The organism is Nocardia vinacea, from assembly GCF_035920345.1.
Taxonomy (GTDB): domain Bacteria; phylum Actinomycetota; class Actinomycetes; order Mycobacteriales; family Mycobacteriaceae; genus Nocardia; species Nocardia vinacea_A.
Genome location: NZ_CP109149.1, coordinates 5,072,109 through 5,098,085, shown reverse-complemented (window position 1 = coordinate 5,098,085; position 25,977 = coordinate 5,072,109). Strand labels below are relative to the sequence as shown.

General features: G+C 65.9%; 31 protein-coding genes. 17 read left to right on the top strand and 14 right to left on the bottom strand.

What is annotated here, in order from left to right:
* Position 1 precedes the first annotated feature (1 nt).
* The gene (locus OIE68_RS23345) at positions 2–199 is read right to left on the bottom strand and encodes a hypothetical protein (RefSeq protein ID WP_327101465.1); all 198 of its coding nucleotides are present in this window, start codon (positions 197–199) and stop codon (positions 2–4) included.
* A gap of 111 nt (positions 200–310) precedes the next feature.
* On the opposite strand from OIE68_RS23345, the gene OIE68_RS23340 reads away from it, so the two are divergent.
* The 3 genes from OIE68_RS23340 (at position 311) to OIE68_RS23330 (ending at position 3,031) form a co-directional block, all read left to right on the top strand.
* Entirely contained in the window at positions 311–706 is a 396-nt protein-coding gene (locus OIE68_RS23340) for an ankyrin repeat domain-containing protein (RefSeq protein WP_040694299.1), read from the top strand.
* 71 nt (positions 707–777) lie between these two features.
* The gene (locus tag OIE68_RS23335; protein WP_327101464.1) at positions 778–2,082 is read left to right on the top strand and encodes a glycosyltransferase 87 family protein; all 1,305 of its coding nucleotides are present in this window, start codon (positions 778–780) and stop codon (positions 2,080–2,082) included.
* A gap of 40 nt (positions 2,083–2,122) precedes the next feature.
* On the top strand, positions 2,123–3,031 hold the full coding sequence (locus OIE68_RS23330) for an EamA family transporter (RefSeq protein ID WP_327101463.1): 909 nt from the start codon (positions 2,123–2,125) through the stop codon (positions 3,029–3,031).
* Here OIE68_RS23330 and OIE68_RS23325 read toward each other — a convergent pair whose 3' ends face one another.
* Positions 3,032–3,937: a Rieske (2Fe-2S) protein gene (locus tag OIE68_RS23325; protein ID WP_327101462.1), complete on the bottom strand. Its 906-nt coding sequence runs from the start codon at positions 3,935–3,937 to the stop codon at positions 3,032–3,034. It abuts the gene before it with no gap.
* A gap of 251 nt (positions 3,938–4,188) precedes the next feature.
* Here OIE68_RS23325 and OIE68_RS23320 point away from each other — a divergent pair, with 251 nt between their 5' ends.
* From OIE68_RS23320 to OIE68_RS23310, 3 genes are all read left to right on the top strand, one after another.
* Positions 4,189–5,097: an NADP-dependent oxidoreductase gene (locus OIE68_RS23320; RefSeq protein ID WP_327101461.1), complete on the top strand. Its 909-nt coding sequence runs from the start codon at positions 4,189–4,191 to the stop codon at positions 5,095–5,097.
* Positions 5,098–5,193: 96 nt separating this feature from the next.
* Positions 5,194–5,907 carry a helix-turn-helix domain-containing protein gene (locus OIE68_RS23315; RefSeq protein ID WP_327101460.1) on the top strand — a complete coding sequence of 238 codons (714 nt, stop codon included), beginning with the start codon at positions 5,194–5,196 and terminating at the stop codon, positions 5,905–5,907.
* 95 nt (positions 5,908–6,002) lie between these two features.
* Complete coding sequence (locus OIE68_RS23310) at positions 6,003–6,368, top strand: META domain-containing protein (protein WP_327101459.1); 366 nt, start codon at positions 6,003–6,005, stop codon at positions 6,366–6,368.
* A gap of 3 nt (positions 6,369–6,371) precedes the next feature.
* Here OIE68_RS23310 and OIE68_RS23305 read toward each other — a convergent pair whose 3' ends face one another.
* Positions 6,372–6,974, bottom strand: a complete 603-nt coding sequence (locus tag OIE68_RS23305) for a TetR/AcrR family transcriptional regulator (RefSeq protein ID WP_327101458.1) — start codon at positions 6,972–6,974, stop codon at positions 6,372–6,374.
* Between the two features lie 27 nt (positions 6,975–7,001).
* Positions 7,002–7,445 (bottom strand): MarR family winged helix-turn-helix transcriptional regulator, encoded by a 444-nt coding sequence (locus OIE68_RS23300; RefSeq protein ID WP_327101457.1) that lies wholly within the window; start codon positions 7,443–7,445, stop codon positions 7,002–7,004.
* An 81-nt stretch (positions 7,446–7,526) separates the two neighbouring features.
* On the opposite strand from OIE68_RS23300, the gene OIE68_RS23295 reads away from it, so the two are divergent.
* Together OIE68_RS23295 and OIE68_RS23290 are read left to right on the top strand one after the other, a co-directional pair.
* On the top strand, positions 7,527–8,687 hold the full coding sequence (locus tag OIE68_RS23295) for an MFS transporter (RefSeq protein WP_327101456.1): 1,161 nt from the start codon (positions 7,527–7,529) through the stop codon (positions 8,685–8,687).
* Positions 8,688–8,800: 113 nt separating this feature from the next.
* The gene (locus OIE68_RS23290) at positions 8,801–9,091 is read left to right on the top strand and encodes a hypothetical protein (RefSeq protein WP_174415132.1); all 291 of its coding nucleotides are present in this window, start codon (positions 8,801–8,803) and stop codon (positions 9,089–9,091) included.
* On the opposite strand, the gene OIE68_RS23285 is transcribed toward OIE68_RS23290, so the two are convergent.
* The 3 genes from OIE68_RS23285 to OIE68_RS23275 are packed head-to-tail and all read right to left on the bottom strand — an operon-like array spanning position 9,088 to position 11,421.
* The gene (locus OIE68_RS23285) at positions 9,088–9,630 is read right to left on the bottom strand and encodes a thioredoxin family protein (RefSeq protein ID WP_327101455.1); all 543 of its coding nucleotides are present in this window, start codon (positions 9,628–9,630) and stop codon (positions 9,088–9,090) included. The genes OIE68_RS23290 and OIE68_RS23285 overlap by 4 nt on opposite strands.
* Positions 9,631–9,670: 40 nt before the next feature.
* Positions 9,671–10,612, bottom strand: a complete 942-nt coding sequence (locus OIE68_RS23280; RefSeq protein ID WP_327101454.1) for a threonine/serine dehydratase — start codon at positions 10,610–10,612, stop codon at positions 9,671–9,673.
* Between the two features lie 38 nt (positions 10,613–10,650).
* Positions 10,651–11,421: a dienelactone hydrolase family protein gene (locus OIE68_RS23275; RefSeq protein WP_327101453.1), complete on the bottom strand. Its 771-nt coding sequence runs from the start codon at positions 11,419–11,421 to the stop codon at positions 10,651–10,653.
* Positions 11,422–11,554: 133 nt separating this feature from the next.
* On the opposite strand from OIE68_RS23275, the gene OIE68_RS23270 reads away from it, so the two are divergent.
* Positions 11,555–12,037: a hypothetical protein gene (locus tag OIE68_RS23270; protein ID WP_327101452.1), complete on the top strand. Its 483-nt coding sequence runs from the start codon at positions 11,555–11,557 to the stop codon at positions 12,035–12,037.
* Positions 12,038–12,127: 90 nt separating this feature from the next.
* On the opposite strand, the gene OIE68_RS23265 is transcribed toward OIE68_RS23270, so the two are convergent.
* Complete coding sequence (locus OIE68_RS23265; RefSeq protein ID WP_327101451.1) at positions 12,128–12,772, bottom strand: winged helix-turn-helix transcriptional regulator; 645 nt, start codon at positions 12,770–12,772, stop codon at positions 12,128–12,130.
* 91 nt (positions 12,773–12,863) lie between these two features.
* On the opposite strand from OIE68_RS23265, the gene OIE68_RS23260 reads away from it, so the two are divergent.
* Both OIE68_RS23260 and OIE68_RS23255 read left to right on the top strand, forming a co-directional pair.
* A complete protein-coding gene (locus OIE68_RS23260) occupies positions 12,864–13,748 on the top strand; it encodes an alpha/beta hydrolase (protein WP_327101450.1) in 885 nt (294 codons plus the stop codon).
* 31 nt (positions 13,749–13,779) lie between these two features.
* Positions 13,780–14,490, top strand: coding sequence for a helix-turn-helix transcriptional regulator (locus tag OIE68_RS23255; RefSeq protein WP_327101449.1), 711 nt, complete (start codon positions 13,780–13,782; stop codon positions 14,488–14,490).
* A 7-nt stretch (positions 14,491–14,497) separates the two neighbouring features.
* Here OIE68_RS23255 and OIE68_RS23250 read toward each other — a convergent pair whose 3' ends face one another.
* The 3 genes from OIE68_RS23250 to OIE68_RS23240 form a co-directional block, all read right to left on the bottom strand.
* A complete protein-coding gene (locus OIE68_RS23250) occupies positions 14,498–14,887 on the bottom strand; it encodes a VOC family protein (protein WP_327101448.1) in 390 nt (129 codons plus the stop codon).
* A gap of 48 nt (positions 14,888–14,935) precedes the next feature.
* Positions 14,936–15,349 carry an arsenate reductase ArsC gene (locus OIE68_RS23245; protein ID WP_327101447.1) on the bottom strand — a complete coding sequence of 138 codons (414 nt, stop codon included), beginning with the start codon at positions 15,347–15,349 and terminating at the stop codon, positions 14,936–14,938.
* 319 nt (positions 15,350–15,668) lie between these two features.
* Positions 15,669–16,574 (bottom strand): oxygenase MpaB family protein, encoded by a 906-nt coding sequence (locus OIE68_RS23240; protein WP_327101446.1) that lies wholly within the window; start codon positions 16,572–16,574, stop codon positions 15,669–15,671.
* 123 nt (positions 16,575–16,697) lie between these two features.
* Between OIE68_RS23240 and OIE68_RS23235 the strand changes: the two genes are divergently transcribed.
* Entirely contained in the window at positions 16,698–17,444 is a 747-nt protein-coding gene (locus OIE68_RS23235; protein ID WP_327101445.1) for a Sir2 family NAD-dependent protein deacetylase, read from the top strand.
* Positions 17,445–17,654: 210 nt separating this feature from the next.
* Here the strand turns inward: OIE68_RS23235 and OIE68_RS23230 are convergent, their stop codons facing one another.
* Both OIE68_RS23230 and OIE68_RS23225 read right to left on the bottom strand, forming a co-directional pair.
* On the bottom strand, positions 17,655–18,950 hold the full coding sequence (locus OIE68_RS23230) for a D-arabinono-1,4-lactone oxidase (RefSeq protein ID WP_327101444.1): 1,296 nt from the start codon (positions 18,948–18,950) through the stop codon (positions 17,655–17,657).
* Between the two features lie 56 nt (positions 18,951–19,006).
* On the bottom strand, positions 19,007–19,681 hold the full coding sequence (locus tag OIE68_RS23225) for a TetR/AcrR family transcriptional regulator (protein WP_327101443.1): 675 nt from the start codon (positions 19,679–19,681) through the stop codon (positions 19,007–19,009).
* Between the two features lie 117 nt (positions 19,682–19,798).
* Between OIE68_RS23225 and OIE68_RS23220 the strand changes: the two genes are divergently transcribed.
* Positions 19,799–21,298: an MFS transporter gene (locus tag OIE68_RS23220; RefSeq protein WP_327101442.1), complete on the top strand. Its 1,500-nt coding sequence runs from the start codon at positions 19,799–19,801 to the stop codon at positions 21,296–21,298.
* A 229-nt stretch (positions 21,299–21,527) separates the two neighbouring features.
* Here the strand turns inward: OIE68_RS23220 and OIE68_RS23215 are convergent, their stop codons facing one another.
* The gene (locus OIE68_RS23215) at positions 21,528–22,796 is read right to left on the bottom strand and encodes a lipase family protein (RefSeq protein ID WP_419150738.1); all 1,269 of its coding nucleotides are present in this window, start codon (positions 22,794–22,796) and stop codon (positions 21,528–21,530) included.
* A 178-nt stretch (positions 22,797–22,974) separates the two neighbouring features.
* Between OIE68_RS23215 and crcB the strand changes: the two genes are divergently transcribed.
* Genes crcB through pgm form a run of 4 tightly spaced genes read left to right on the top strand, consistent with a single transcriptional unit; the run spans position 22,975 to position 25,888 of the window.
* Complete coding sequence (crcB, locus tag OIE68_RS23210) at positions 22,975–23,433, top strand: fluoride efflux transporter CrcB (protein ID WP_327101441.1); 459 nt, start codon at positions 22,975–22,977, stop codon at positions 23,431–23,433.
* 33 nt (positions 23,434–23,466) lie between these two features.
* The gene (locus tag OIE68_RS23205) at positions 23,467–23,841 is read left to right on the top strand and encodes a DUF190 domain-containing protein (RefSeq protein ID WP_327101440.1); all 375 of its coding nucleotides are present in this window, start codon (positions 23,467–23,469) and stop codon (positions 23,839–23,841) included.
* Positions 23,838–24,200: a CrcB family protein gene (locus OIE68_RS23200; RefSeq protein WP_327101439.1), complete on the top strand. Its 363-nt coding sequence runs from the start codon at positions 23,838–23,840 to the stop codon at positions 24,198–24,200. The genes OIE68_RS23205 and OIE68_RS23200 overlap by 4 nt, the downstream gene beginning before the upstream one ends.
* Before the next feature lie 47 nt (positions 24,201–24,247).
* Positions 24,248–25,888 carry a phosphoglucomutase (alpha-D-glucose-1,6-bisphosphate-dependent) gene (gene pgm, locus OIE68_RS23195; protein ID WP_327101438.1) on the top strand — a complete coding sequence of 547 codons (1,641 nt, stop codon included), beginning with the start codon at positions 24,248–24,250 and terminating at the stop codon, positions 25,886–25,888.
* Positions 25,889–25,977 lie beyond the last annotated feature (89 nt).

Here is a 25,977-nt window from a genome sequence, read left to right as displayed (position 1 = left end):
GCTACCGACTGTGCGGGAGGATGCCGAGTGTCAGGGCAAGTCCGGCCGCGATGCATCCGGCGGCCGCCGCGCTGGTCGGGAAGGAACGGGTGATGGTGGCGATGCCGACCACAAAAACCAGGCAGGTTGCCGAGGCCAGCAGCGCGGTTCCGCGATCGACACCGGCGGGGCGGTGAAATCGCTTGTGCGTCACTGTCATGTTCACTGGTTACCCGATCGCCGAGTTATGAAACTGTTATCGACCGCGACAGGCCGAATCATTCCGTGACAACTGCCGTCTCCGGCGCATCGCGAGTGGTAGTACTGGCAGATGGGCAATGACGAGACGGACCCGGACCTCATCGAACTCGCCACCAAGATCTTCGATCTAGCTCGGCACGGCGATGCCGAGCGGCTCACGGCGTACCTCGATGCCGGAGTCCCGGTCAACCTCACCAACGACAACGGCGACACGCTGCTCATGCTGGCCGCCTACCACGGTCATCAGGACGCCGTCCAGGTGCTGCTCGCGCGCGATGCCGACCCGAATCGAGCCAATGACAAGGGACAGACCCCGTTGGCCGGTGCGGTCTTCAAGGGCGAGACCGAGATCCTGCGCGCCCTGCTCGCCGCGGGTGCGGATCCGGACGCCGGGACGCCGTCCGCGCGGGCCGCGGCCGCCATGTTCGGCAAGAACGATCTGCTGGGCTTGTTCGGAGCGTCCTGAGCGTTGGCCGATTGCCATGAGCAACAACGCGGATTCGGCTGCGTTCGTGCGGGTCGGTATAGTCGCCGCGGATGAGTAGTGTCACCACCCCAGATAGGTCGAAGCCCGTGAACCGACGATTCGGGCGCGCGGTGTGGCTGGTGCCGGTACTGCTCGTCGCCTTCGCCGCCTGGTGCCTGATGGCGCCGCTGTGGCCCTTCCACCGGATCACCGGTGGGTTCATCGACCTGCAGGTGTACCGGCTCGGTATCGAGGCGCTGCGCGACGGCGCGGATATGTACGGCCAGCTGCCGCAGACCACCATCGGCATCGGCCTGCCGTTCATCTACCCGCCGTTCGCCGCGCTGGTGCTGAGCCCGTTCGCGCTGCTGCCATGGGATGCCGCGGCCTTCACCTTTTTCATCTCCTCGACGCTGGCGCTGGCCGTCACGCTGTATCTGGTCGCGCGGCGGCGCTGGCCCGAGCGTGGCGCGTTGCAACTCGCACTGCTTGCCACCTCCTGCGCGACACCGCTGGCCATGCTGCTGGAGCCGGTCCGCTCCACCCTGGACTTCGGACAGGTGAACCTGCTGCTGATGGTGCTGGTCGCCGCGGATGCGCTCGCCGCGAAGCCGAAATGGCGGCGCGGCATGCTGGTCGGCGTTGCCGCCGCGATCAAGCTGACACCGGCCGCATTCGTGCTCTACTTCCTGGTGCGCCGGGATTATCGCGCCGCGGTCACCGCCGCGATCACCGGTGCGGTGACGACCGCGCTCAGCTTCGCGATCCTGCCCAAGGAATCGGTCAACTACTGGTTCGGCGGACTCGGCAATGTCTCCGGACTCAGCGGCTCGTCCTTCCATACCAACCAGTCGATCCAGGCCGTGCTCGCCCGATTCGGCGTGGAGAAGCCGCTGTTCACCGTGCTGTGGTTGGTGCTGAGTGCGGCGCTGCTCGCGCTGGTGGTCCCGGCCATGCGGCAGGCCGCCGAGGTGCCCGCACTTGCGCTGTCGATCAACGCCGTCTTCACGCTGCTGGTATCACCGATCTCCTGGTCGCATCACTGGGTGATGATCGCCCCCGCGCTGTTCGCGATGGTTTGTTACGCGACCACGCTGCCGCGCGGTCGGGCGATCGGCTGGTATGTGGCGATCGTCCTCACCACCGCGGCATTCGTCTACGGGCCGCAGAACTGGCTGCCGGGCGATAATCGCCGCGAATTGGCTTGGACGCCTTGGCAACACCTGTGGGGGAACACCTACGTGTGGCTGAGCGTGTTGCTGGTCGTTGCGTATCTCGTTGCCGGCAAGCGGGCGAAGTCACAAGCGGGCGAACGCGATTCCGCGCCGAAGGATATCGATCTCGTCGATCTGGCAGGTCCTCGCCCGGCGGCCTGACCGTTTCTGGGATGCTGGGCTTTTGGACGGAGGACGCCGCGTGGTCGCGATCGATATCGAACGGAATCCGAAGTCGGCGTGGCCGCTGACGCCCCTGCGCGCGGTGCACGCGCGCGGGCTCGGCGGGGTGCCGCCGACGGCCTTGGTGCTGATCGGGATCGTCAGCGTGCAGGTCGGCGCGGCACTGGCCAAGCAGCTGTTCACCGCCACCGGGGCCGCGGGTGCGGTCACGCTGCGACTGTTCTTCGCCGGGGTGGTGCTGCTGGTGGTCTGGCGGTCCGCGCTGCGGATCGAGCGGCGGGCGCTACCGGTGGTGCTCGGCTACGGCACCGTGCTCGCCTCCATGAATCTGTGCTTCTACCAGGCCATCGACCGGATTCCGCTCGGTATGGCGGTCACCCTCGAATTCTTGGGGCCGCTCACCGTCGCGCTGGCCGGCTCGCGGCGCTGGACCGATCCGGTGTGGGCCGTACTTGCCGGTGGCGGCGTACTGCTGCTGACCAAGGCGGGCGGCGATGTCGGTTGGTCGGGTGTGCTGTTCGCGCTGGCCGCGGGAGCCCTGTGGGCGAGCTATATTCTGCTGAGTGCCGCACTCGGTGACCGGACCAGCGGCGGTGGGGGATTGGCCATTGCGATGGCCTTCGGCGGTGTGCTCATGGTCCCGGTCGGCATTGCCGACGCGGGCGCCACACTGTTCCAGCCCTCGGTCCTCGCTGCCGGTTTCGCGGTCGCGATGCTGTCGTCGGTACTGCCGTATTCCGTGGAACTCGAAGCACTGCGGCGCATTCCACCGCGCGTCTTCGGCGTGCTGATGAGCCTGGAACCGGCGGCCGCCGCACTCGCCGGACTGATTGTCCTCGGCCAGATCATGCACGCGGCGCAATGGGCGGGCGTCATCTGCGTGGTGGCGGCCTCCATCGGAGCCACCCGAACAGCGCGGCGGAAATAGTCAGCAGTCCGCACTACCCGGCGCGAATATCGGGATTTCGCACCACCACGGCTTGATGACCGGCGGTGTCGCCGGTGCGCCCGCGACGATCCAGTCGCCCTGTACCGATACCTCGCGGCGCGACAGCGGTTCGTTTGCCGGACCGGTCGCCACGGATCCGTCGAGATTGAATTTGCTGCCGTGACACGGACAGTTGATGGTGCCGCCCGCGATTTCGTTGAGGGCACAGCCCTGATGCGTACAGATCACCGAGAAGCCCTGGTAATTACCGAGATTCGGTTGCGTTACCACGGTGTCGCCGAGGATGAGCCCGGAGCCGACTGGTACGTCGGAGGCGCGGACGAGGGCGTTCTCCGGTGCGCCCTGCTGTGCCGGTGCGGGTTGCTCCTGGACCTCTTGCCGGGCGGCGGGTAGCGGTGCGAAGGCGCCCGCGACGATCCATTCGCCCTGTACCGAGATGGTGCGCGCGGCAAGCGGCCGGCTGGCCGGACCGGTGGCGACGGATCCGTCGAGATTGAATCTGCTGCCGTGACAAGGGCAATTGATGGTGCCGCGGCTGATCGTGTCGACGGCACAGCCCGCATGCGTGCAGATCACCGAAAAAGCTTGGTAATTACCCGGACTCGGCTGGGTGACGACGGTATCGCCGAGTAACACCCCGGACCCGATCGGCACATCGGAGGTGCGGGTGAGTGCGGTGCCGGGGGTGGGTTCCGGCCCGGCCGGCACCTCGTTCGGGGGCGGCGAAGGTTCGGCGGCAACGGAACTCGATGTCGTCGTCGGTATCGCGGTGGAACTGGAGGTGGCCTGCGTCGAGGAGTTTTCGCTCGTAGAACAGGCTGCGACAACTGCCGCGGCCCCTGCTCCGATGACGATTGTTCGACGGTTGACGTGTTCGACGCTCATCATGACCTCGGCGTTGTCGGCTCGTTGTGGTAGGAGTTACGAGATAGCCGTCGATTAGGTTCGAGGTCGTTTCGGATTCTTGCCGAAGTTGGCGCTGCCTACCGCCCGGGTGAGACTGGGACCGGGCGGGGCAGCCACCGGTCATTGAACGGAACGGTTCTGAGACCAAGGGTAGGTGTTCGATGAGACTCTCCTGAGAAAACCCGGCGGCGCTACCCGTAAGCGCGCGGTCCGACCCGTAGGCTGGGACGATGCGGGCGATTGCGTTCTACGAATTCGGCGGTCCGGACGTACTGCAGATCGTCGACATCCCGATCCCGGAACCGGGCCCGGGTCAGGTCCGAGTCGCGGTGCGGACCACGGCGGTGAATCCAGCGGATTGGAAGATCCGTTCCGGCGCCCTGTCTTTCGGCGAACCGGTGTTTCCGCAGTATCCGGGTGGTGAGATCGCGGGGGTGGTCGATGCGGTCGGTCCGGATGTCACGGATGTGGCGGTCGGCGACGAGGTACTGGGCTGGGCCGTCGCGGCGTATGCCGAATACACCCTCAGCAATGCCGTCGCGAAGAAACCCGAGGAATTGTCCTGGCCGGACGCCGCATCGCTCCCGGTCGCGGTGTCGGCGGCGGCGAAGTCATTGGCGGCACTGAAAATACAACCGGGCGAAACGCTGCTGATCAACGGTGCGTCCGGTGCGGTCGGGTCGATGGCGGTGCAGCTGGCCGCGGCCGAGGGCGTCACCGTGATCGGCACCGCATCCGCGGCCAATCAGGACATTGTGCGCGAACTCGGCGCCACCCCGACCACCTACGGTGCCGGGCTGGCCGAGCGCGTGCGCGAACTCGCGCCGAACGGCATCGACGCGGTCTTCGACGCGGCCGGATACGGTGTGCTGCCCGCCGCAATCGAATTGCGCGGCGGCACCGACCGGATCGTGACGATCGCCGATCCGGCTGCCCGCGAACTCGGCATCACCTTCCTCGCGGGCAGCGGTCCCCAGCGGCCTACCGAACTGCTCGAGCAGGTCGCCGAACGTGTCGCCAGCGGTGCGTTCCGGCTGCCGGGGGAGGCGCGGACCTTCCTGCTCGAGCGGGCCGCAGCCGCACAAGAGGAGAGCGAAAAGGGGCGTGGCCCAGGCAAGGTCGTCCTCAACGTGAGCTGACCCGTTCCGGAACGCCTTGTTGCGAACGACAACCGGCGTACCATCTTTTCTTGCCGTGTGCCGATAGGAGCCGCGGCAAGGAGGAGGACGGTCGCGATGGCCGGTAGCCCATCGGCTGACGGAACGAGCCGCGGTGTGCTCGACGCCGGTTTCCAGATACTGGAGGCCATTTCGGCGGCACCGGAGGGCTGTGGACTGTCCCAACTGGCCCGCACCACCGGATTGGCGAAGGCCACCGCATATCGGTTGGCCGAACAGTTGGTGGCGCTCGGTGCCGTGCAGCGGGTGGAGCAGCGGTATTTCGTCGGCGAGCGGATGGCCGAGCTCGGGCGGCATTGGCAGGCCGCGCCTATGCTGCGCCGGGCCGCGCAACGGCCCGCCCGGGTATTGTCCGCATTGACGAATTCGACTGTCGCGGTGTGCATTCTCGACGGGGGCGCGGTTCGGATGGTCTCCGGGATCAAGGGGGCCGAGTTCTTCGTCAACACCACCGTCGATCCGGAGTTGGTCTATCGCACCGCGCTGGCGCAGGTGCTCTTCGCGGGACGGGCCGACAACACCGTCCCGCCGCCGACCTATTCGGCTACCGAATGGCAGCGTGTCTGCTCCGGAATCGTCGATGCCGGAATGGTTTCCGTCGATCATCACAAGCTGATAGCCGGGATCTGTTGTGCCGCAGCGGCAATCCGTCAACCTGGGATGTGCGATGCGGCCGCGATCGGTTGTATCTCACTGTCCCAACAGTTTCCGCCGAATCTGCCCGGGCTGGTCGCACATGCCGCCCGCGAAATCGAGAAGAATCTTCGCTGATCGGTTCATTCAGTGGACCGGGCCGTTCTGCAGGCTCGGCGGGGGAATCAGGATAGATGGGCTGTCGAACGCTGCGAGTAAGGGCCGATCCACCGATGCAAGACTCCGATCTCTGGGGCCACCGCTACGTCTCCTCATCAGTCACCGAGAATGGCCGACCACGATTCCTGGTCCGCGGCACCTGGATCACCCTGTGGTTCGTCGACGAGACCCGCCGCCTGTCCGCACACGCGGGCGCCAATACCGTGATGTTCGAGGTGGATGCCGACAGCGGCATACTGAAAACCCGATCCCCGTTCTCCACCGTGCTGTCCTATCCGCCGGAATTCACCGACCAGGACTCCTGGCTACTCGAATTCCTGCTCCTCGCGCCCACATGGACCACCACCGGCGACGGCACCCTCATCCTCAGCGACGACCGGATCAGGATCGAGCTGCAGCAGACCGCCGACTGCCCCTGATCCCTAGCTCGCCGGGATGAGGAAGCTTTCGACAACTCGACGGACCTTGGGCACCGCATCGACTTCGCCGAGGCGCAGTGCGGTATTGGCGGCGCAGAGGACGGCGTCGATCTGGAAGGCGGCGAGATCGATATCCAGATCGGCGATTTCGCCCGCATCGACGGCATACCGGAGTTCGCGCGCGATGGTCGCCACCCACTCCCGCTGCTCGCGGACCAGCGCATCGCGCACCGGACCGGGACGGCTGTCGAACTCCGCCATATTCGCGACCCGCAAGCAGCCGCCCGCGAACAGCGGTGTCTGCGCGTAGACGATCCAGCATTCGATCAGGGCGCGAAGTCGTTGCACCCCATGCGGTTGCGCGCGGGCGGGACGGATGACGGCATCGATGAACATATCGCGGCCGAAATCGAGCGCCGCGAGTTGCAGCGTCTCCTTGGTCTTGAACAGGGTCTGCACACCCGCCTTGCTGAGTCCGGTATCAGTCGCCAACTTGCCGAAGCTCAAACCCTCGAGACCGTCGAGGGATGCGGTGTCGACCGCTTGGCGCAGCACGAGCTGGCGACTCCGTGCACCGCGCAGTAGGCGCTTGTCCTCAGTCGTCATAGCTAAAGAGTACGTCCGACCGTATGGTTAGACAATCGGCTGCACCATCACCTGCAGCAGATCGCGCAGGGTCTGCTGCTGAGCGGCGGTGAGCGAGGTCAGTGGTGACTGCGCGCCCAGCAGGTCGAGCACCTCGGCGCGCCGCCGCTTCCCGGCTGCCGTCAGCACGATCTGCTTGGCGCGCCGGTCGGTCGGATGTGGTTGCCGCCGAACCAGCTCCTGCTGTTCGAGGCGGTCCAGTACGAAGGTCGCGTTCGACGGCTCGCACGACATTCTGGTGGCCAATTCGCGCGCGGTAATCGGATCCGACAGTTCACGCAGGGCGATTACCTGCGACGGCGTCATATCCAACGCTTCGGCGACGCGGCGAACGTGCACGTCGAGGCGGTGGGTGAACTGATGTACCAGCTTGCAGACATCCCGATCGATCTCGGTATCCACGGCGAGATTCGGCGGCGCCTGCTCCTTCATGCCGCCGAGTCTAGTGTCATGCTTCGAACTATGATAGTTATAGTTCAAATCATTTGAGTTGTAACTATCTGGAGCGGATGTATGCGTCCTGCTGTTTTTGCGCTCATGCTGGTGGTCTTCAGCCTGACCACCGGCGAATTCGTAATCGCCGGAATCCTGCCCGAGGTGGCCGATGGTCTCGGGGTGTCGGTGGCCGCGGCGGGCCTGCTGGTGAGCGCCTATGCGCTCGGCATGATCGTCGGCGGGCCGGTGGTGACCGTGGCGACGGCGCGGCTGCCGCGCAAACCGCTTGTGGTCGGTTTGGTCGCGGTGGCGGTCGTCGCGAATCTGGGTTCGGCTCTCGCACCGAACTATTCGACCGTGCTGCTGGCCAGATTCGCCGCAGGACTCGTGGTGGCAACGTTTTTCGCGGTCGCCATCGCGACGGTCGTCTCGACGGCCGAACCCGGCCGTGAGGCAGCGGCGGTGGCACAGGTGGCGCTCGGCATGAATCTGGGCATTGTCGGCGGCACTCCGATCGGCGCGGCCATCGGCCAAACTTTTGGCTGGCGTGCGACATTCGTGTCGGTCGCGGTGTGCGCGGCCGTCGCGCTGCTGCTCGTGCTGCGTTTCCTGCCGACGATGCCCGCGCCGTCGAGCGGATCGATGCGCGGGGAGCTGCGCGTATTCGCCGATCGCCGTGTGCAATTGGCGATTGCGCTCACCGCGCTCGGCAATGTTGGTGTGGTGACGGTCTTTACGTACTTCACCCCGCTGCTCACTGAGGTGAGCGGCTTCGCGGCGGGCGTGGTTCCCGCGCTGCTGCTGGTGTACGGCGCAGGCGCGGTGCTCGGCAATTATCTCGGCGGGCGGCTGGCCGATAAGGCGCTGATGCCATCGCTGGTGGGTCTGCTCGCCGCGCTGGCGAGCACACCTGCGCTGCTCTGGGCCGTCGCCGAAATTCAATTGATCACGGTGGCACTGATTTTCGTGCTGGGTGTGTTGGCCTTCGCGATTATTCCCGGTATGCAGATCCGGGTCGTGACCGCCGCGGGCGCGGCACCCACACTGGCGGTCGCGGTGAATGCCTCCGGATTCCAACTCGCCGCCGCATGCGCGGGCCGCATCGGCGGCTGGGCCATCGATGACGGACCGGGACTGCGTTCGATCTATCCGATAGCCGCTGTCCTCACGATATCGGGATCGGCGATGGCGCTGTACATGCTGCGGCGTGATCGCAAAACCGTGTCGGAATCCAGCTGACCGGTATGTCGTTGAATCCGGTTGCTGCACAATCTGTCTCGAGTCGAGCCGCTATTATCTGGCTAGACGCTTACCAGCGTCGCCGATATCAGAAGAGGGGTACGACTGTGAGCATGATTCTCGCCGCGGCACATGACACGTATGGAGCAGTCCTGGCCCAACTCGGCAACCCGACACCTGAGGCGCCGCCCCTCGCGGACAAGATCCTGCAGATGGTGCGCTATTTCACCTGGTTCATCCTGCTGGCGGGCATTACCGCCATCACCTACGCGGGCGGTCGATTCGCCTGGGAGAAGTGGTCCGGCGGCGGCCTGCAATCGCCGAAGATGGTGGCGGGAGCCATGATCGGCGGTGTCGTCGCGACCAGCGCGGGCACCATCATGAATGCCGTGATCGGCACCTAGGCGCGCCATTTGATGGAGCAACCCATGCTCGGCCGATGCGGCTCGGGCGCGGGGGCTCCGGTGCGTACTGCCTCGACCGCACCGCGTAATTCGTTGCCGGTCACCGGTTTACCGTTGCCCGGGGTGGATTCGTCGAATGCGCCGCGGTAGGCGAGTTCGAGGCGTGCGTCGTAGAGGAAGAAGTCCGGCGTGCACGCGGCCCGGAAGGCGCGACCCACCTGTTGTGTTTCGTCGATCAGGTAGGGGAATTTCCAACCGGCGCGATCGGCTTGGGCCCGCAGGTGCTCCGGCGCGTCATCCGGGTAGGCGTCGGCGTCATTGGTGCAGATCGCCACCGTGGGGATGGTCAGCGTGCCGAGCACCTCGCCGAGCTTCGACTCGAGGTGCCGCACATACGGGCAGTGGTTGCAGGCGAAGATGACCAGTAGCCCGGGCCCGTCCGCATAGTCGGCGCGGGTGTGCAGCTGACCGTCGAGGTCGGGCAGGCTGAACTCCGGAGCGGGCGTTCCGATCGGGACCATCAGGGATTGAACCGACATGATGTGCCTCCATCCGAGTCGATATCGAGCGTAGTGCGCTTTATCGCGCCAGATCCGCCGGATCGGTATTGGCCCCGCACAGTACGACGCAGACCCGCTCACCGGGCTCGGGGTGATACACATCGGTGGTCAGCGCCGCGACCGCCGTTGCGGCGGCGTGTTCCACCGCGAGTCGGCGGTCCTGCCACAGCGCCAGACGGGCCGCGATGATGTCGGCGTCGGGGACGAGCACCGAGGTCACGTCATAGTTCTGGGCCGCGTGCAATGCCAATTCGGTGGCGCGGCGGGCGCCGAGGGAATCGGCGGCGACCGAATCGACCGTCGCGTCGACGATCCGTCCGGCCTGGATCGCATCGTGCAGCGCACGGCAGTGCTCCGGCTCGACCGCGATCGTTCGGACGCCGTAGTGATCCGCGGCCGTGGCGACCCCGGCGAACAGACCGCCGCCGCCGACCGCGACGACGATGGTGTCCAGTTGGGGAAGCAGGTGGTGGATCTCCACCATCAGGGTGCCCGCTCCGGCCGCGATGTAGGGGTTGTCGTACGCGTGTGAGGGCAAAGCGCCACTGGTGTCGGCGAATTCGCGACAGGCGGCGAGTGCGTCGGCGTATTCGGCGCCGACCAGGCGCACATCCGCGCCGTAACCGCGCAACCGCTCGACCTTCACCAGCGGCGCGGTGGTCGGCAGGAATACCGTCGCCCGTACGTCCTGTTCACGGGCCGCCCACGCACACGCGAGTCCGGCGTTTCCACCGGATGCGATGGTCACGCCCGCATCTGGCAGCGTCCCGTCGTCCTGGTGCGCCTGGATGAAGTTTCGGGCACCACGGGCCTTGAACGAGCCGGTGTGCTGCATGAATTCCAGTGCCAGCCACAGCTCGCCGTTCGTCGCGATCGCGTCCCCGGATGCGATGGCGACCGGCCGCACATGTCCGGTGATCCGATCGGCGGCGGCCTTCACGTCGCCGTAGCTCAGTTCCATTCGCGCTCCTGTCCTCACTGATCATCTTGCCCTTCTCGTCAGGCGCTGCGGAACGCCCGGTGTAGGAGGTCGAGCAGATCGGTGAGGTGGCGGTCGTAGGCCGCCTGATCGAAGACCGGGGTGTCGCGCATGGTGAAACCGTGGCGGGTATCTGGGTAGACCACCGATGTATAGCGGACGTGCGCGGCGTCGAGGGCCTTTTCCAAACGGCTGATCTGCTCCGGGGGGATCGAATCATCTTGGCTCGCATGGGCGATCAACAATTCGGCGGTAATGCCCGCGGCGGTGTGATGCGGACTGTCGGGTTGTTCGTCGACCGCCAGGCGGCCGCCGTGGAAACTGGCGGCTGCGGCGATGCGATTGCCGAATGTGCCCGCCGCGCGCAAGGCGAGTCGGCCGCCCATGCAGTATCCGGTTACCGCCACCGGACCCGGTGCCACGAAGTCGGCCGCGTCCAGCCAATCGAGATAGGTTCGGGTGTCCTGCAATGCTTTTTCGGGAGTGAGCGCCGCCCGCGCCGGGCCCAGTGCGACAAAGAATTTCGCATGCCCTTCCGGATCGGCGGAATCGGGCATCGGGAGCACCGGCGCGGGCGCGGTTCGGTAGAAAATATTGGGCGCCAACACGGTGTAGCCGTTGGCCGCGATGGCCTGCATCATTTCGCGCAGCCAAGGCCGCAGGCCGTAGGCGTCCATATTGAACAGCACCCCGGGATGGGCGGTGCCGTCATCGGGTCGGGCCAGGTAGGCGTCGGCATTGCCGTCCGCGGTGCGGACATCGAGGGTGCTGAATGCGACGGGCATCGTCATGGCATATGACGCTATCGGAGATTTCGATATCCGCCGAGTCCTCTTATTTGCGAACAAATTGCCGATTTTCGCGCCATGTAGTCTGCGTCCATCTGGAAGTTGTAGTCATGCTCTGTCGAAGAGAGGTTGACCTGTGAAACTGATCTGGATGACGGCGACGGCGGCACTTGCCGTTACCGTGGCGGGATGCACCGATGACAAGTCCACGACGGCCGCGTCGAGTTCGTCCGCACCATCGGAAACGAGTTCGGTGAGTGCGACGCCCATCGAAAACGAGGAGCCGGACGGCGGCGTGCGGATTCCGTTGGGGGAGACCAAGAAAGTGCCGATTCCCGCCGATGCCGTAATGGATATCAAGGTGCCCGTCGACTGGGGCGCGGCGAGCGGGAGCCTACGCTGCGCGGTAACCGACAGCACCGGCCGCAACGAAGACCTCCGTTCCACCAATACGAAAAAACAGGAAACAATCGGCGGAAAAGAGTGGATGACGCTGTGGACCTTTTCCTCACCCGCCGGCGCCGAGGTCACCGTCGGATGTAAGGATCCGGAGTCGAAAATCGCCGCGAGCGACGATTATCTGATCCGGGTCGTCCCGCGCGGCATCACCCCGCACTGAATCGCTGTGACGCGGGCGCGCCCAGCCCGCGTGACGCGCCTCCTCGGCGGTATGGTCCGGTCTGCTCGATGCGACGCGGCTGCCGGGAATTCATCGGTGACCGATCACCAATCCCAGTAGGCGCAAGGTGAGTTCGGTATCGCCCGTGACGTGCACGCGGTCGACCACATCCGCCGGATCGAGTTGGCGCGTGCCGAGGCGACCGAGGGTGTGCAGGTCGGTGGTGACGGTGGCATCGGCATTGCCGAGTTCACCGGGTGTCACGGTGGCTCGTCCGTCGTCGATGACGATGGCCGCGGCGGAACTGTCGATGTGGAACTGGATCGTCGCCCGCATGTCGGCGGGCGGGTCGATCAGTGTCGCGAGGAAGACGAGCGTCCATTCGGCGCGGTAGCTCTCCTCGGGCCGTCGCGGTTCGTCGAAATGGTGCCGCATGCCCCACATGGCAAGGGGGACAAGCGCTGCCGCGAGTTCCCGACCGGCCGAGGTGAGTTCGTACACCTGCGACGCTGCCGGTGGTGGCAGGGTGGTCCGGCTGATCAGGCCGTCGTCGTCGAGCTGTTTGATGCGCGCGGCGAGCAGGCTGGTCCCGATGCCGTCGAGTGCGTCGGCGAGGTCGGTGTAGCGCTTCGGGCCCGCCATGAGTTCGCGGATGATCAGCAGCGTCCAGCGTTCGCCGACGAGATCGAGGCTGCGGGACAGTCCGCAGTACTGGTTGTAGGTGCGCCGCGCCATCGCCATCCTCTTAGTTCGAAATCATGGTGTGCTTACTTCTAAATCTTATGTTAGCTTCGAGTCGGGGGTTGGTCGAACTCAGGAGAGACCCGTGACTACATCGCTGACGAATTCCGCCGAACTCACCGCACTTTCCGCCGATATCCCGACTGACGTGCGCCACCACTTCGTTCAGATCGGTGGCCTGCGCATCCACTACGCCGAGGCGGGCGCGGGTGAACCGCTCATCTTGCTGCACGGCTGGCCACAGCACTGGTGGGAGTGGCGGCACGTGATCGCACCGCTCGCTCAGCGGTATCGGGTGATATGTCCGGATATCCGCGGCCTCGGGTGGTCCGAAGGATCCGGTGACGGCTATACGTTCGAGCGCTTGGCGCGTGATCTCGTCGAATTGCTGGATCGGTTGGAAGTGGATCGAGCGCGGGTGGTCGGACGTGATTGGGGGCTGGTCGTGGGGTATCGCGCCTGCCTGAACTGGCCGGAGCGGTTCGACCAGTTCGTCGCGCTGGCCGGTGTGCATCCGTGGACTATCGATGGGGTGCGTCCCGCGGTATTCACCAGACCGTGGCACGTCTACGCGCTTGCCGCGCTTGGGCGTTCGTCAGCACTGCAAACGGTGCTGACAAAGCGGAGTCTGCGCGCGTGGCGGCACCAGGGGCGCTTCAGCGATGCGGAGGCCGCGGTCTATCTGTCCCGGATGCGCACACCGAGTGCGCATTCGGCGACCATCGACTTCAATCGCAATGTGATGTTGCACGAGGTACCGCATTTCGCACGGCACTACCGCATGATGCGGCTGCGGGTGCCGACCCTGCACCTCAACGGCGCCTGCGATCCGCTCTCCGAGGGCGTGCCGGACAGCTATCGCGATTACGCCGACGATATGCGCCTGGAACGGATCCCGGACTGCGGTCACTACGTGCCGGAAGAGCGGCCGCAGTGGCTGGCCGACCGGCTGCTGACCTTCCTCGGCTGAGGCGCGAGGCGGCGCGGGTAGCCTCGGATTCGTGGCAGAGGTAGTGCCGGGATATCGGGAGCGGCCGTCGCGGCTCCCGGGTGCCGTGGTGTGGACGAATACCAATGTCACCGTGGCCGCGGCCGTACCGGTGTTGCCGGACGGATGCATGGATCTGCTGTGGAGCAATGGCAGGTTGCTGGTGGCTGGACCGGACACCCGGGCGTATATGGCCGATGGTGCGACGGGCACTCGATGGGTCGGGATTCGATTCGCACCGGGCAGCGCGCCCGCACTGCTCGGGGTGCCCGCGCACGAATTGCGCGATAAACGGGTCGAGTTGGCGGATGTGTGGCCCGCGGCGGCGGCTCGGCGGCTCGCGGAAGAGGTCGGGACGGCAGCGGATCAGACCGCCGCATTGGAGGCGATCGCAATGCGGCGGGCCAACGACACCGAACCGCCCGACCCGGTATTGCGGCGAATCGTCGATGCGCTGGACGCCGGATGGTCGGTCGCGGCGACGGCCGAGGCCGCGGGGCTCGGTGCGCGGGTGTTGCACCGACGCTCGCTCGCGGCCTTCGGCTACGGGCCCAAAACATTGGCGCGAATCCTGCGGCTGCAGCGGGCGCTCGCGGTCGCCCGCAGCGGAGTACCGCTCGCGGACACCGCATTTCGCACCGGATTCGCCGATCAGGCCCACCTCGCGCGCGATGTGCGCGAACTGGCCGGCATGCCGTTGAGCGAATTGCTCACCCGCTCCTAGCGACGGCTCAATCCGACAGCGGGGCGTACAGATCGACGCTACTGCCATCCGGGTCCAGGATCGTCGCGTAGCGCTGGCCCCAGAAGGCGTCCCAAGGCTTCAGTTCGCCGCGGTATCCGGCATCGATGAGTTCGCTGTAGACCGCGTCGACCTCGGCGGGGTCCGCGCACTGGAAGGCCAGGCCGAGTCGCCCCGCGGAAGTCGGTGGCTGCCAGTCGGAGTGGAACGACTTGATCACGGCCTCGGTATCCAGCGTCAGCCGCATACCGCCGGGCAAGGGGGCCTCCATATGCCCGTCATCCGCCTCCGGGAACTCGAGACCCAGGCGTCGGTAGAAGGCGAGTGAGGCGGCCATATCGCTGACGACAATGCCGATGACATTGAGTTGTGGAGTCATATCCGCAGCGTATGCGGCACTTCGGCAGGCGTCTTGAACAAATCGGACTCAGCAGGCGGTGGCCGGGATCAGTTCCGCGATCAGATTTTCCACCAGGATACGGATCCGGTCGCGGATCGAGCGCACGATGACGATGTCCTCACCGGTCGCATCGGGCAGCATCCAATCGCGGTAGCTGATACCGGGGAAGAACGGGCACGCATCGCCGCAACCCATGGTGACGACGACATCGGACATGGCCACCGCGTCCACGGTCAGCAGCTTCGGCGCGTGTGTCGAGATATCGATACCGAGTTCGGCCATGACCGCTACGGCGGCCGGATTGATGACGTCGGCGGGCGCGCTCCCGGCGGTGTGCGCATCGATGCGGTCGCCGGCAAGCGCATCGAGGAATCCGGCGGCCATTTGCGACCGGCCCGCATTGTGGACACAGACGAACAGCACGCTGGGCTTGTGAGCCATGTGCGGGAATACCTTTCAGGCTGGTGAATCGGAGCTGTGCCGTGGTTCTGGGCGCAATGTCGGGATTGTCGGGCGGCTGCACCGGGGCTGCGTCGCAGGGTGCGTGATACGTATACCAGGACGGGTGGAATATGTTTCGCGACGAGGGGGCGACTTTGTCCGCCAAGGCATCTCGAGGCCCGTCGCTCGAGAGTTGTTGCCGCACGCGGGATATGAATCAAGAAGAAACCGGTCGGTCAGGAAATCGGCATTTTGCCTGGATACGACGCGGCCCGCGGTGCCGGAGCGGCAACCGCGGGCCGTGAACGCGCGCGAGGCGTCACATGGGACGCAAATTGATGACCTTGCGCAGCCGCGCGCGATCGCGCGCGAGCCGCCGCGCCTCGTATGCGATCGGGAAGTAGCGCACCCGCTCCGGCAGCAGCGGCACCGTGCGAGCGATGAACCAGCCCAACGCCTTCAGCTTGCGCTCATCGGACTCCGACCACGTCAGGCCGAGCTTGCGCCGGGCCGCCTCCGGGGTGGTGCCGACGGTTACGAAATACTGCAGCCGACCGACCGGTGCGACCATGCGCTTCCAGGCCGGGCGCAATGCACGCGGCAATTGCTCGGGCGGCGCGATCGACCGGATCACCCGCAGGTAATCGTGCGCGGTGCCGGTCTCCTGCAGGTGGTTCTCCACCATATCCGTGAAAAACTTCTCGAATTCGGTGTAGTTCGCCGGAACCTCCTTGGGTGCCACCATGAAATTGCGCATGAGCTGCACCGTTTCCTGGTAGTACGCGTCCTTCTCGGCCGGGGTCAGCGGGCGGCGGGCGAAGTATTCGGCATTCTCGGTGAAGGCGAAGGTACCGGTGTGCAGCACCCAGGCCCACGGGCCGGAGGCCAGCGCCTTGTGCCGGACACCATCGGGGGTGGTGGTGTTGAGCGAGGCGTGCATCTTGCGCAGGCGATCCGCTTCGGCGATCGCCTCGTCGCCGCCGTAGATCCACATCATCACCGAACCGATGCTGCGCACCGCGCGTCCGAGCGGATCGGTGCGGAAGGTGGAGTGTTCGTCGACCACGGCGGCGATGGTCGGTTCCATGGTCTGCAGCAGAAATGCCGAGCCGGCGGTGAGGGAGAAGGTGATCAGGCCGGTTTCGTCCCACATTCGAGTACCCGGTGCGAACGGGCGGCGCTCCGGTGCGGTCCGTGAATCGGCATCGAATGCGGCGGCGGTCATTGCGATCTCCTTTGATCAACCATCCAAGAGCTTGAGAGACTTAGTGTAACAATCTCTCATGAACTTGGCTTGTCGACCGCGTGCCCTGGGCACTGATAACGCAGCCCCCTAGGCTGAATCGATGTGACGACCGACTGGCGCAAACGGGACGGGCGGATCGGCGTGCTCACCGGCGCGGGCATCTCCACCGATTCCGGCATTCCCGACTTCCGCGGCCCCCGCGGCGTATGGACGAAAGACCCCATCGCCGAACTGTTGTCGACCTACGATGCCTACCTCGCCGATCCGGAGCTGCGCAAACGCTCCTGGCTGGCCCGCCGCGACAATCCGGCCTGGCAGGCCCAACCCAATGCCGCGCACGCCGCACTGGCCGACCTGGAGCGCGCCGGGCGCACCATCACGATCATCACCCAGAACATCGACCGACTGCACCAGCGCGCCGGATCCTCACCCGGCCGGGTGATCGAAATCCACGGCAATATGTTCGAAGTCGTCTGTGTCGGTTGCGAATACCAGACGAGCATGGCGGCCACCCTGGCGCGGGTGGCCGCGGGCGAGGCGGATCCGCCGTGTCCGGCCTGCGGCGGCATCCTGAAATCCGCGACCATCATGTTCGGCCAGCAGATGGATCGCCGCACCATGACCAAGGCCGCGCTGACCGCCGAGGCCAGCGATATCTTCCTGGCCATCGGTTCCTCGCTGCAGGTGGAGCCCGCCGCATCGATGTGCGCGATCGCCGTCGACAGCGGCGCGGATCTGGTCATCGTCAATGCCGAACCGACGCCCTACGACAGCATCGCCACCGAGGTCATCCGTGAACCCATCGGCACCGTCTTACCGCGCCTGGTCACCGAGATACTCGCCAGCTGAACCATGCGGCTCGGCCACCACGGAGCGAGTCTTACGAGCGACCGTTCGCGGCCCGTCTCGCGCCCGAGTCCGCGCTCCCGACGCATCGCGAGGTGCACGAGCGGACCCGGGTAACCACCAGACAGCGCTGAAGCAGTAAGAATCCAAGCCCTTCCCAGCCGCAACGGAGCGAGTCTTACGAGCGAACACGCAGCGCCGAAGGCGCTGCAATCAAACAGAGCCGAGTACCCGCTCGACGTAGGCGTTGGCGAAGCGGCCCTTGGGATCGAAGCGGCGGCGTACTTCGGCGAAGTGGTCCCAGTCCGGATAGCGCGGCCGCAACGTCTCGGCGCTCTGGAAGTGGCGCTTGCCCCAGTGCGGGCGGCCGTCGTACTTGTCGAAAACCGCTTCGCAGGCGCGAAAATACGGCTCGAAGTCCATGCCGCGGTACTGGTGCACGGCGATATAGCAGGTTTCGCGGCCACCGGCGGGGGAGAGAAACGCGTCATCGGGGGCGACCCAGCGCACCTCGATCGGCATCAGCGTATCGAACCGCGTCGCGAGGTCCTTGATCTCGCGGATGGCGGCGACGGAATGTTCGCGCGGGATCGCGTATTCCATCTCGGTGAAGCGAATCAACCGGGGTGAGGCGAAGACTCGATAGGAGCGGTCGACCTGGCGGCGGTAACTGCCCGCATACGCCGCGCCGCGATGGATCCACGGCACCAGCCGCGGCTGGCGCTTGCCGAGTCGGCACAGCGCGTCGAAGGCGTAGTTGGACATCAGGATGTCGGCGAACCAGTCGGCGGCCCGGCCGCGCGGCTGTTCCGGCAGGTCGACGGGGTTATTGCGCTTCGTCATCGCCAGCGGGCTGTGGCCGAACATGTAGAACTCGAAATGCTGGTTGCCGTCGACATAGGCGTCCAGATCCGTGAGGACGTCCTCGACCGGCACCGGCCGCTCGATTCCCTCCAGCACGAACGACGGCACCATCTGCAGGGTGACCGCACTGACCACGCCGAGCGCCCCGACGCTGACTCGCGCCGCGCGCCAGCCGTCCGGATCGGACTCCTCGTTCAACTCGACTCGGCTGCCGTCGGCGAGCACCAGTTCGATGGATTGCTGTGCGGCCGAGAGGTTTTGCAGGGTCGCGCCGGTGCCGTGGGTGGCGGTGGCGGTCGCGCCCGCGACGGTCTGCACGTCGATATCGCCGAGATTGGGGAAGGCCAGGCCGAGCGGATGCAATGCATTGCTCGCGGCATTGAGGGTGACGCCCGCCTCCACTCGAACGCGGCCGGTCTCCCGGTCCACATTGAGGATGCGGTTCAGCTTCGCGAGGTCGAGCAGGATGCCGTCGGTGAGTACGGCATCGGTGAACGAATGACCCGCACCGGCGACGCGTACTGTCTGTCCGGTGGTGGCGGCGCGGCCGATGATCTCGGCCAATTCTTCGGTATCGCGCGGGGCGACGATGGCGGCTGGCGCGCACTGCTGATCCCCGGCCCAGTTCCCCCACGAGTTGGTCATGCGTCCAACTGTAAGGGTTGGCTCAGTTGAGCGCTAGATATCCCCGGTTTTTTGCGCTAGCGCTTGCGGCCCGCGCAGGCGAACGACTTGGCTTGTTCGACTTCCTCATCCGTCAAGGGGGGTGCCGGTAGTAGTCGGCGCGGCGTGTCATCGCTGCGAACGCCGTTGAGCGCGATGGCCATATAGCGCTGCCAGGCATTCGGATTCACCGGCTTGGAGAACTCGGCGAGCGCGTCGACCATGTGGATCAGCGCGAAGAAGTCCGAGGGCTCGATATCGGGCTGCAGTGCGCCGGCCTCGCGCGCGCGATCGATGACCGCGGCGACGGTCGGCTTGATCCGGTCGCGCAACTGGGCGAAGCGCTCCAGATCCTCCTCGAGTTCGAGCATGACCTCGCTGAAGCCGCGATTGGTGGCCAGATGGGTGCAGGCGTACTCGAAGAACTGGACCAGTCCCAGCCAGGGGTCGGGATGCTTGGCCGCGGTCTCTGCGGCGACGGCGAATTCGCCGACGTTCTGTTCGAAGACCTCGGCGATCAATTCCTTCTTGTTGGCGAAGCGTCGGTAGACGGTGCCGACGCCGACCCCCGCGCGTTCGGCCACGTCATCGAGGGTGATCTCCAGGCCGTGATCGGCGAAGAGCTGGCGGGCTGCCTCGACGATGCGCTGCTGATTGCGGGCAGCGTCGGCGCGTAGACGCCGAGGTGGAGGCACGGTAGTGGCGGGATTCACAGGCACATCCTAGCAATAAGCGGGATTAAGTGGAGGGGATGTCTCCGTTATTGTGTTAGCTTAACTCGGTAAGCGGAGGCGCCTTCTCCGGATCAAGCCTCGAGACAAAGGGGACACATGACTACCACGTTGGACCGTGGGGCACCCGCCCCCGAGAAAACCGACTCGGGCCGCCGCGGCTCGCACGCCCTGCGCTGGTGGGTGCTCGCCGTACTCGGCGTGGCTCAGCTCATGGTTGTGCTCGACGCGACCGTGGTGAATATCGCGCTGCCCGCAGCGCAACAGGACCTCGGTTTCAGCGATGGCGATCGGCAGTGGGTCGTCACCGGTTACGCGCTGGCCTTCGGCAGCCTGTTGCTGCTCGGTGGCCGACTCAGTGACCTGTTCGGCCGACGTAACACCTTCATTATCGGCCTGATCGGATTCGCCGTCGCCTCCGCGGTCGGCGGCGCGGCCACCAGCTTCGAAATGCTGGTCGCGGCCCGCGTCGGACAGGGCGTCTTCGGTGCGCTGCTCGCGCCCGCCGCACTGTCGCTGCTCACGGTGACCTTCACCGAACCGGGTGAGCGCGCCAAGGCCTTCGGCATCTTCGGTGCGGTCGCCGGTGCGGGTGGCGCCATCGGTCTGTTGCTCGGCGGCATGCTCACCGAATGGGCCTCGTGGCGCTGGGTGATGTTCGTGAACCTCGGCTTTGCTGCGGTCGCGCTGGTGGGCGCGGTGCTGCTGCTGGCCAAGCATGTGGTCGCCGAACGGCCCAAGCTCGACATCCCAGGCACCGTTGTGGTGACCGCCGCACTGTTCGGCATCGTCTACGGGTTCTCGCACGCCGAGTCGGCCAGCTGGGGCAACCCGGTCACCCTCGGTTTCCTGATCGGTGGCGCCGCCCTGCTCGCGGTGTTCGTGTGGATCGAGACCCGGGTCGCGAATCCGTTGTTGCCGCTGCGCATCGTGCTGGACCGCACTCGCGGCGGTTCGTTCCTGACGGTATTCGTCATGGGCATCGGAATGTTCGCGATCTTCCTGTTCCTGACCTACTACATGCAGCTGAGCATGGGGTACTCGCCGATCAAGACCGGTCTGGCGTTCCTGCCGATGGTGGCGGGCATGGTCGTCTCCTCGACCACGGTGCCCTCGCTGCTGCTGCCGAAGGTCGGTCCGAAAATGGTGGTCGCCGGTGGCTTCCTGGTCGCCGCGTTCGGCATGGCATGGCTGACCCAGATCAGCTTGGACAGCGGCTATGTCGCGAATATCCTGCCCGCCCTGATCCTGATGGGTCTCGGTCTCGGTGGTGCGATGTCGACCGCCTTCCAGGGAGCGACGGCCGGTGTACACCACGAGGATGCCGGTGTCGCCTCGGCGATGATCAACACCAGCCAGCAGGTCGGCGGTTCGATCGGCACGGCGCTGCTGAGCACCATCGCCGCCTCGGCCGCGACGGACTACCTGTCGTCGCATACGCCGGGTCCACTCGCCGTGGCACAGGCCCAGATCGAGAGCTACACGACCAGCTTCTGGTGGGCCACCGCGATTTTCGTGGCCGGTGCGGTGATCACCGCATTCCTGATGCCGAATACGGTTCCGGCTCCGTCGGAAGGCGAACCAGTAATCGTGCACTGAGTTTTTGGCGGCGCGGGCGCCGCGTGTTCGCGGCCCCCGGTGTCTCGCGTCCGAGCCGTCGAGACTCGCGCCTACGGCGCATGCGCTTCGACGACTCGGACGCGAGACGGGCCGCGAACGGGTCGCTCGTAAGACTCGCTCCGTGGTGGCCGCATGAGGTGTTCACTCAAGGTCTGTCCGACGGCACTGCGCCCGCGTCAGCATCGACGCGGGCGCAGTGTTGTATCCCTCAGCAGTTGCTCGGGGCCGGGAGTCCCGCGAACCGGTCGGACAGATAGTTGAATGCCCGTGGCGCACCGGCGAATATCGCCGCATTGTGGTCGGTGCCCGGAATCAGGTCGAACAGCACCGGCGTGCCCGCCGTGCAATAGCGGTCCACCACCTCGCGGGCCAGCCACGGATCCACCTGATCGTTGGCGCCGTGCCATTCGTAGATCGGAGCGCGTGGTACACCGGGATATATCTCCAGGCTGTTCTCGTGCAGGATCCCGATCGCGGCGTCGTCGGTGTCGAACATCGAGCCGTTGAAGACATCGTCGAAGTCCTTGTTCGCGCCCGCCGCGATGATTTCGGAGGTGCAGGCATTCGCAACCTGGCTGCGCAGTGCCCAACCCTCGGGATTGAGGAACCGCTCCATCGAGAGCTGGGCCGGATATTCGCGCTCCAGACCGACGGTGGCAGCGAATCCGAGGCCGAACAGCGGGCTCGGCTGCCTGCCGACATCGCGGGCCAGCTTACCGATATTCACCGGAACCCCGCCCTGCGCGACCCCGACGATCGGCAGCTCCGGCGCGTACTCCGGTGCCATCGCCGCCGCGAATCCGGTCGCCATAGCGCCGCCCGAGTATCCCGCCATACCGACCGGACTAGCCGCGAGATCGGCTGGCGCGAAACGCTTTACCGCGCGTATCCCGTCCAGGGTGAGCCGACCGCCGAGGCGGGCCGCGCCATAGGCGCTGGTCGGCCCGAGGTGGTCGGGAACGGCGACCGCCCAGCCGCGAGCCAGCAGCAGATTCAGCGCGGGCCCCTCTTGCATGCCGCCATCGAAGAGGCTGTGCGACGGCGCGCACTGCAGGCCGAGCGAATTGACGAACGCTTGATACGAGACCAGCGGCCGGTTGAGTCCGCCGCCCGCGGGTAGCAGCAGGGTAGTCATGGCCGCGATGGGATTGCCTGCCGAATCGGTCGACCGGTACAGCAACTGCCATGCTGTCGCGCCTGGAAAGCCCGCCGCGGCCACCGGCCGACTGCGGATCACATCGCCGGGCTGGAAGTTGCCCACATCCGGTGGCGCCCAATAGAAACCGTCCGGCTCTGGAATCGGATAGATCGCCTGTGCCATGGCGGGCGGCGCATAGCCGAGTGCGGCCAGCGCGACCGCCGATGCCGCGACACCGAGTCGCCGGACCGAAGACCCCCAGTTGCCACGAATCGATCTGCCGAACAGTTGCTGGCGCCCGTTTTGCGCCGTCTTTCGAGGCGCTTCGGATATCGCCATTCGTGCCGCCATCATCGCTCCCGACCAGTGTCCGTAGGGGTTGGGTGGGAACTTCGGCCGAACCTTCCAGGCATTCGTACGTTCTCGCCGCCGCCGTGTCAACGAACGACGCTGGTCATGGTGCGTGCCGTCGTCCCGGATGTTCGGCTCCGCCGACCCGACCGTTAGCATTGCGCCGGTGACATTCGGCTCGGCAGGAGGTCAGCGCATGGGTCAGCGGGCCCGCAACCCTGCCGTCGAGCCGTCCGTGCTGGTGGTGATCTCCCTCGGCGGTGGTCTCGGCGCGCTGGCGCGCTACGGCATCGGCGTGTGGTGGCCCGCACAACCGCACCGGGTCCCCTGGGCGACCTTCACGATCAATGTCGTGGGATGCTTTGCGATCGGAATTCTGATGGTTCTGATCACCGAGGTATGGGTAGCCCACAGACTGCTCCGCCCATTTCTCGGTATCGGCGTGCTCGGCGGCTTCACCACTTTTTCCACCTACAGCCTCGAGGTTCGTAGACTGCTCGAATCGGGTGCGCCGGTCGAGGCGCTCGGCTATCTCGGGGGGACGGTGGTGGCGGGCCTTGGGGCGGTCGTGCTCGGCATGGTTTTGGCGCGGTGGGCTACTGGTACGGCACGGCGGACGAGTTGAATAGTGGAGAGTGCGACGGAAGGGGGTCAGGCGATGAAAGATTCACCGACGGGCACTGGTCCGGCGGCGGGACAGTGGCAGTCGGCCGCGCGGCTGACACTGCTGCTCGACGAGGACGACAAGTGGCGACACGGGCCCCTCTACCACGAGATCGTGCGGCGCGCCCGGGACACCGGACTGGCCGGTGCCAGCGTGTGGCGCGGCGTGGAAGGTTACGGCGCGTCCTCGCGCATCCACACCAGTCGGATCCTCGATCTGGCCGAACACCTACCCGTGCTGGTGATGATCATTGACGAGACCGAGCGGTTGCGTGACTTCGTCGAACAGAATTCCGAGGTGCTCGCCGCGGTGAATGTCGCATTGTCCGAAGTAGAGATCTGGCAGCCGACGCTGGGGGTCGCCCGATGATGGCGGTGCTCGTCCTAGCCGGCGGCATGCTCGGCGCGCCTGCGCGGTATCTCATCGACCGTGCGATGGCCGCGCGATTCGAATCTCTGCTGCCGCTGGGCACATTGACCGTTAACATTGTCGGTTCGGCGTTGCTCGGTGGACTGATCGGCGCCGGCGCGAACAGCTGGCTGCTGGCCGCCGCGGGAACAGGTTTCTGCGGTGCGCTGACCACATTCAGCACATTCGGCTACGAGACGATCAGGCTCGCGGCCGAGGGTGCCTACGCCTATGCGGTGGGCAATGTGGTGATCAGCGTCGTGACCAGCCTGACCGCGGTGTTCGTCGCCGCGGCCACGACCCAGTGGTTGTGGACATGATTTTGATGACGAGCCGGGCGCAGCCGACACGGAAGGGAGACCCGAGCATGGCCCATGATCGAGCCGGGCGACCCGCGCGTCCCACCGACCTGGAGGACATCGCGCGTCTGGTGACGGCCTACTACAGCCGGATCCCGGATCCGGCGGAGCCGGCGCAGCAGGTGGCGTTCGGCACCTCGGGGCATCGGGGTTCCAGTCTGGATACCGCGTTCAACGAGGCGCATATCCTGGCCATCACCCAGTCGATCGTGGAATACCGTGCCACGCGGGGGATTACTGGTCCGGTCTATCTGGCCCGCGATACCCACGCATTGTCCGAACCCGCGTGGACCACCGCACTCGAGGTGCTCGCCGCCAATGATGTGACCGCGATGATCGACGCGCGCGATCGCTACACCCCGACGCCCGCGCTGAGTCATGCGGTGTTGCGGCACAACCGCGGTGGGGCAAAGCATCAGGCCGATGGCATCGTCGTCACGCCGTCGCACAATCCGCCGCGCGACGGCGGCTTCAAATACAACCCGCCGCACGGCGGTCCGGCCGATACCAAGGCCACCGACGCGATCGCCAACCGCGCCAACGAACTGTTGCGCAACGGCTTGGCCGGGGTGCGGCGGACCACGCTTCGCCATGCGCTGGAAAACTGCGTCGAGCGCTACGACTACCTCGACCACTACATCGCGGATCTGCCGAATGTGTTGAACCTGGATGCCATTCGCGGCGCCGGGATCCGGCTCGGCGCCGATCCGATGGGTGGGGCCAGCGTCGACTACTGGGAGGAGATCGGGCAGCGCTACGACCTCGAACTCGAGGTCGTCAACCCGTTCGTCGATCCGACCTGGCGGTTCATGACGCTGGACTCCGACGGCAAGATTCGGATGGATCCGTCCTCGCGCTATGCGATGGCCTCGCTGATCGCCATCAAGGACGACTACGACATCTCCACCGGCAACGACGCCGACGCGGATCGGCACGGCATCGTCACACCCGATGGCGGACTGATGAATCCGAACCACTTCCTCGCGGTCGCCATCGAATATCTGGTCGCGAACCGGATGGGCTGGGATGCGCTCACCAAGATCGGCAAGACGGCGGTGAGTTCGTCGATGATCGACCGGGTGGTCAGTGTGCTCGGGCGCGATGTGTACGAGGTGCCGGTCGGCTTCAAGTTCTTCGTGCCCGGATTATTCAGCGGCAGTCTGGCTTTCGGCGGTGAGGAGAGTGCGGGCGCATCGTTCCTGCGGATGGACGGCACCGTGTGGACCACCGACAAGGACGGCATCCTGCTCGCCCTGCTGGCCACCGAGATCGCCGCGGTCACCGGCCAGAGCCCGTCCGCGCGCTATGTCGAACTCGAGAAGCGCTACGGCAGTCCGGCCTATGCCCGCATCGACGCCGTCGCGACTCCGGAACAGAAAGCACTGCTCGGGAAGTTGACACCGGACATGATCACCACAAAGGAGATCGCCGGTGAGCCGATCACCGCGGTCCTCACTCGAGCCCGCGGCAACGGCGCCCCCCTCGGCGGCCTGAAGGTCACCACCGAAAACGCCTGGTTCGCCGCCCGCCCCTCCGGCACCGAAGACAAGTACAAGATCTACGCGGAGTCCTTCGAGGGCCCCGAACACCTGACCCAGGTCCAGGCGGCCGCGGAAGAAGTGGTCGGGCAGGCGCTGTCCGGTGAGTGATAGATCGACTGCGGGGTCGTCGGAGTCGCTAGGTTCGAGAGCTTCAGCGGGGGAGGCAGCGGCCTCGGGGTCGGTGGGACCGGGGAAGG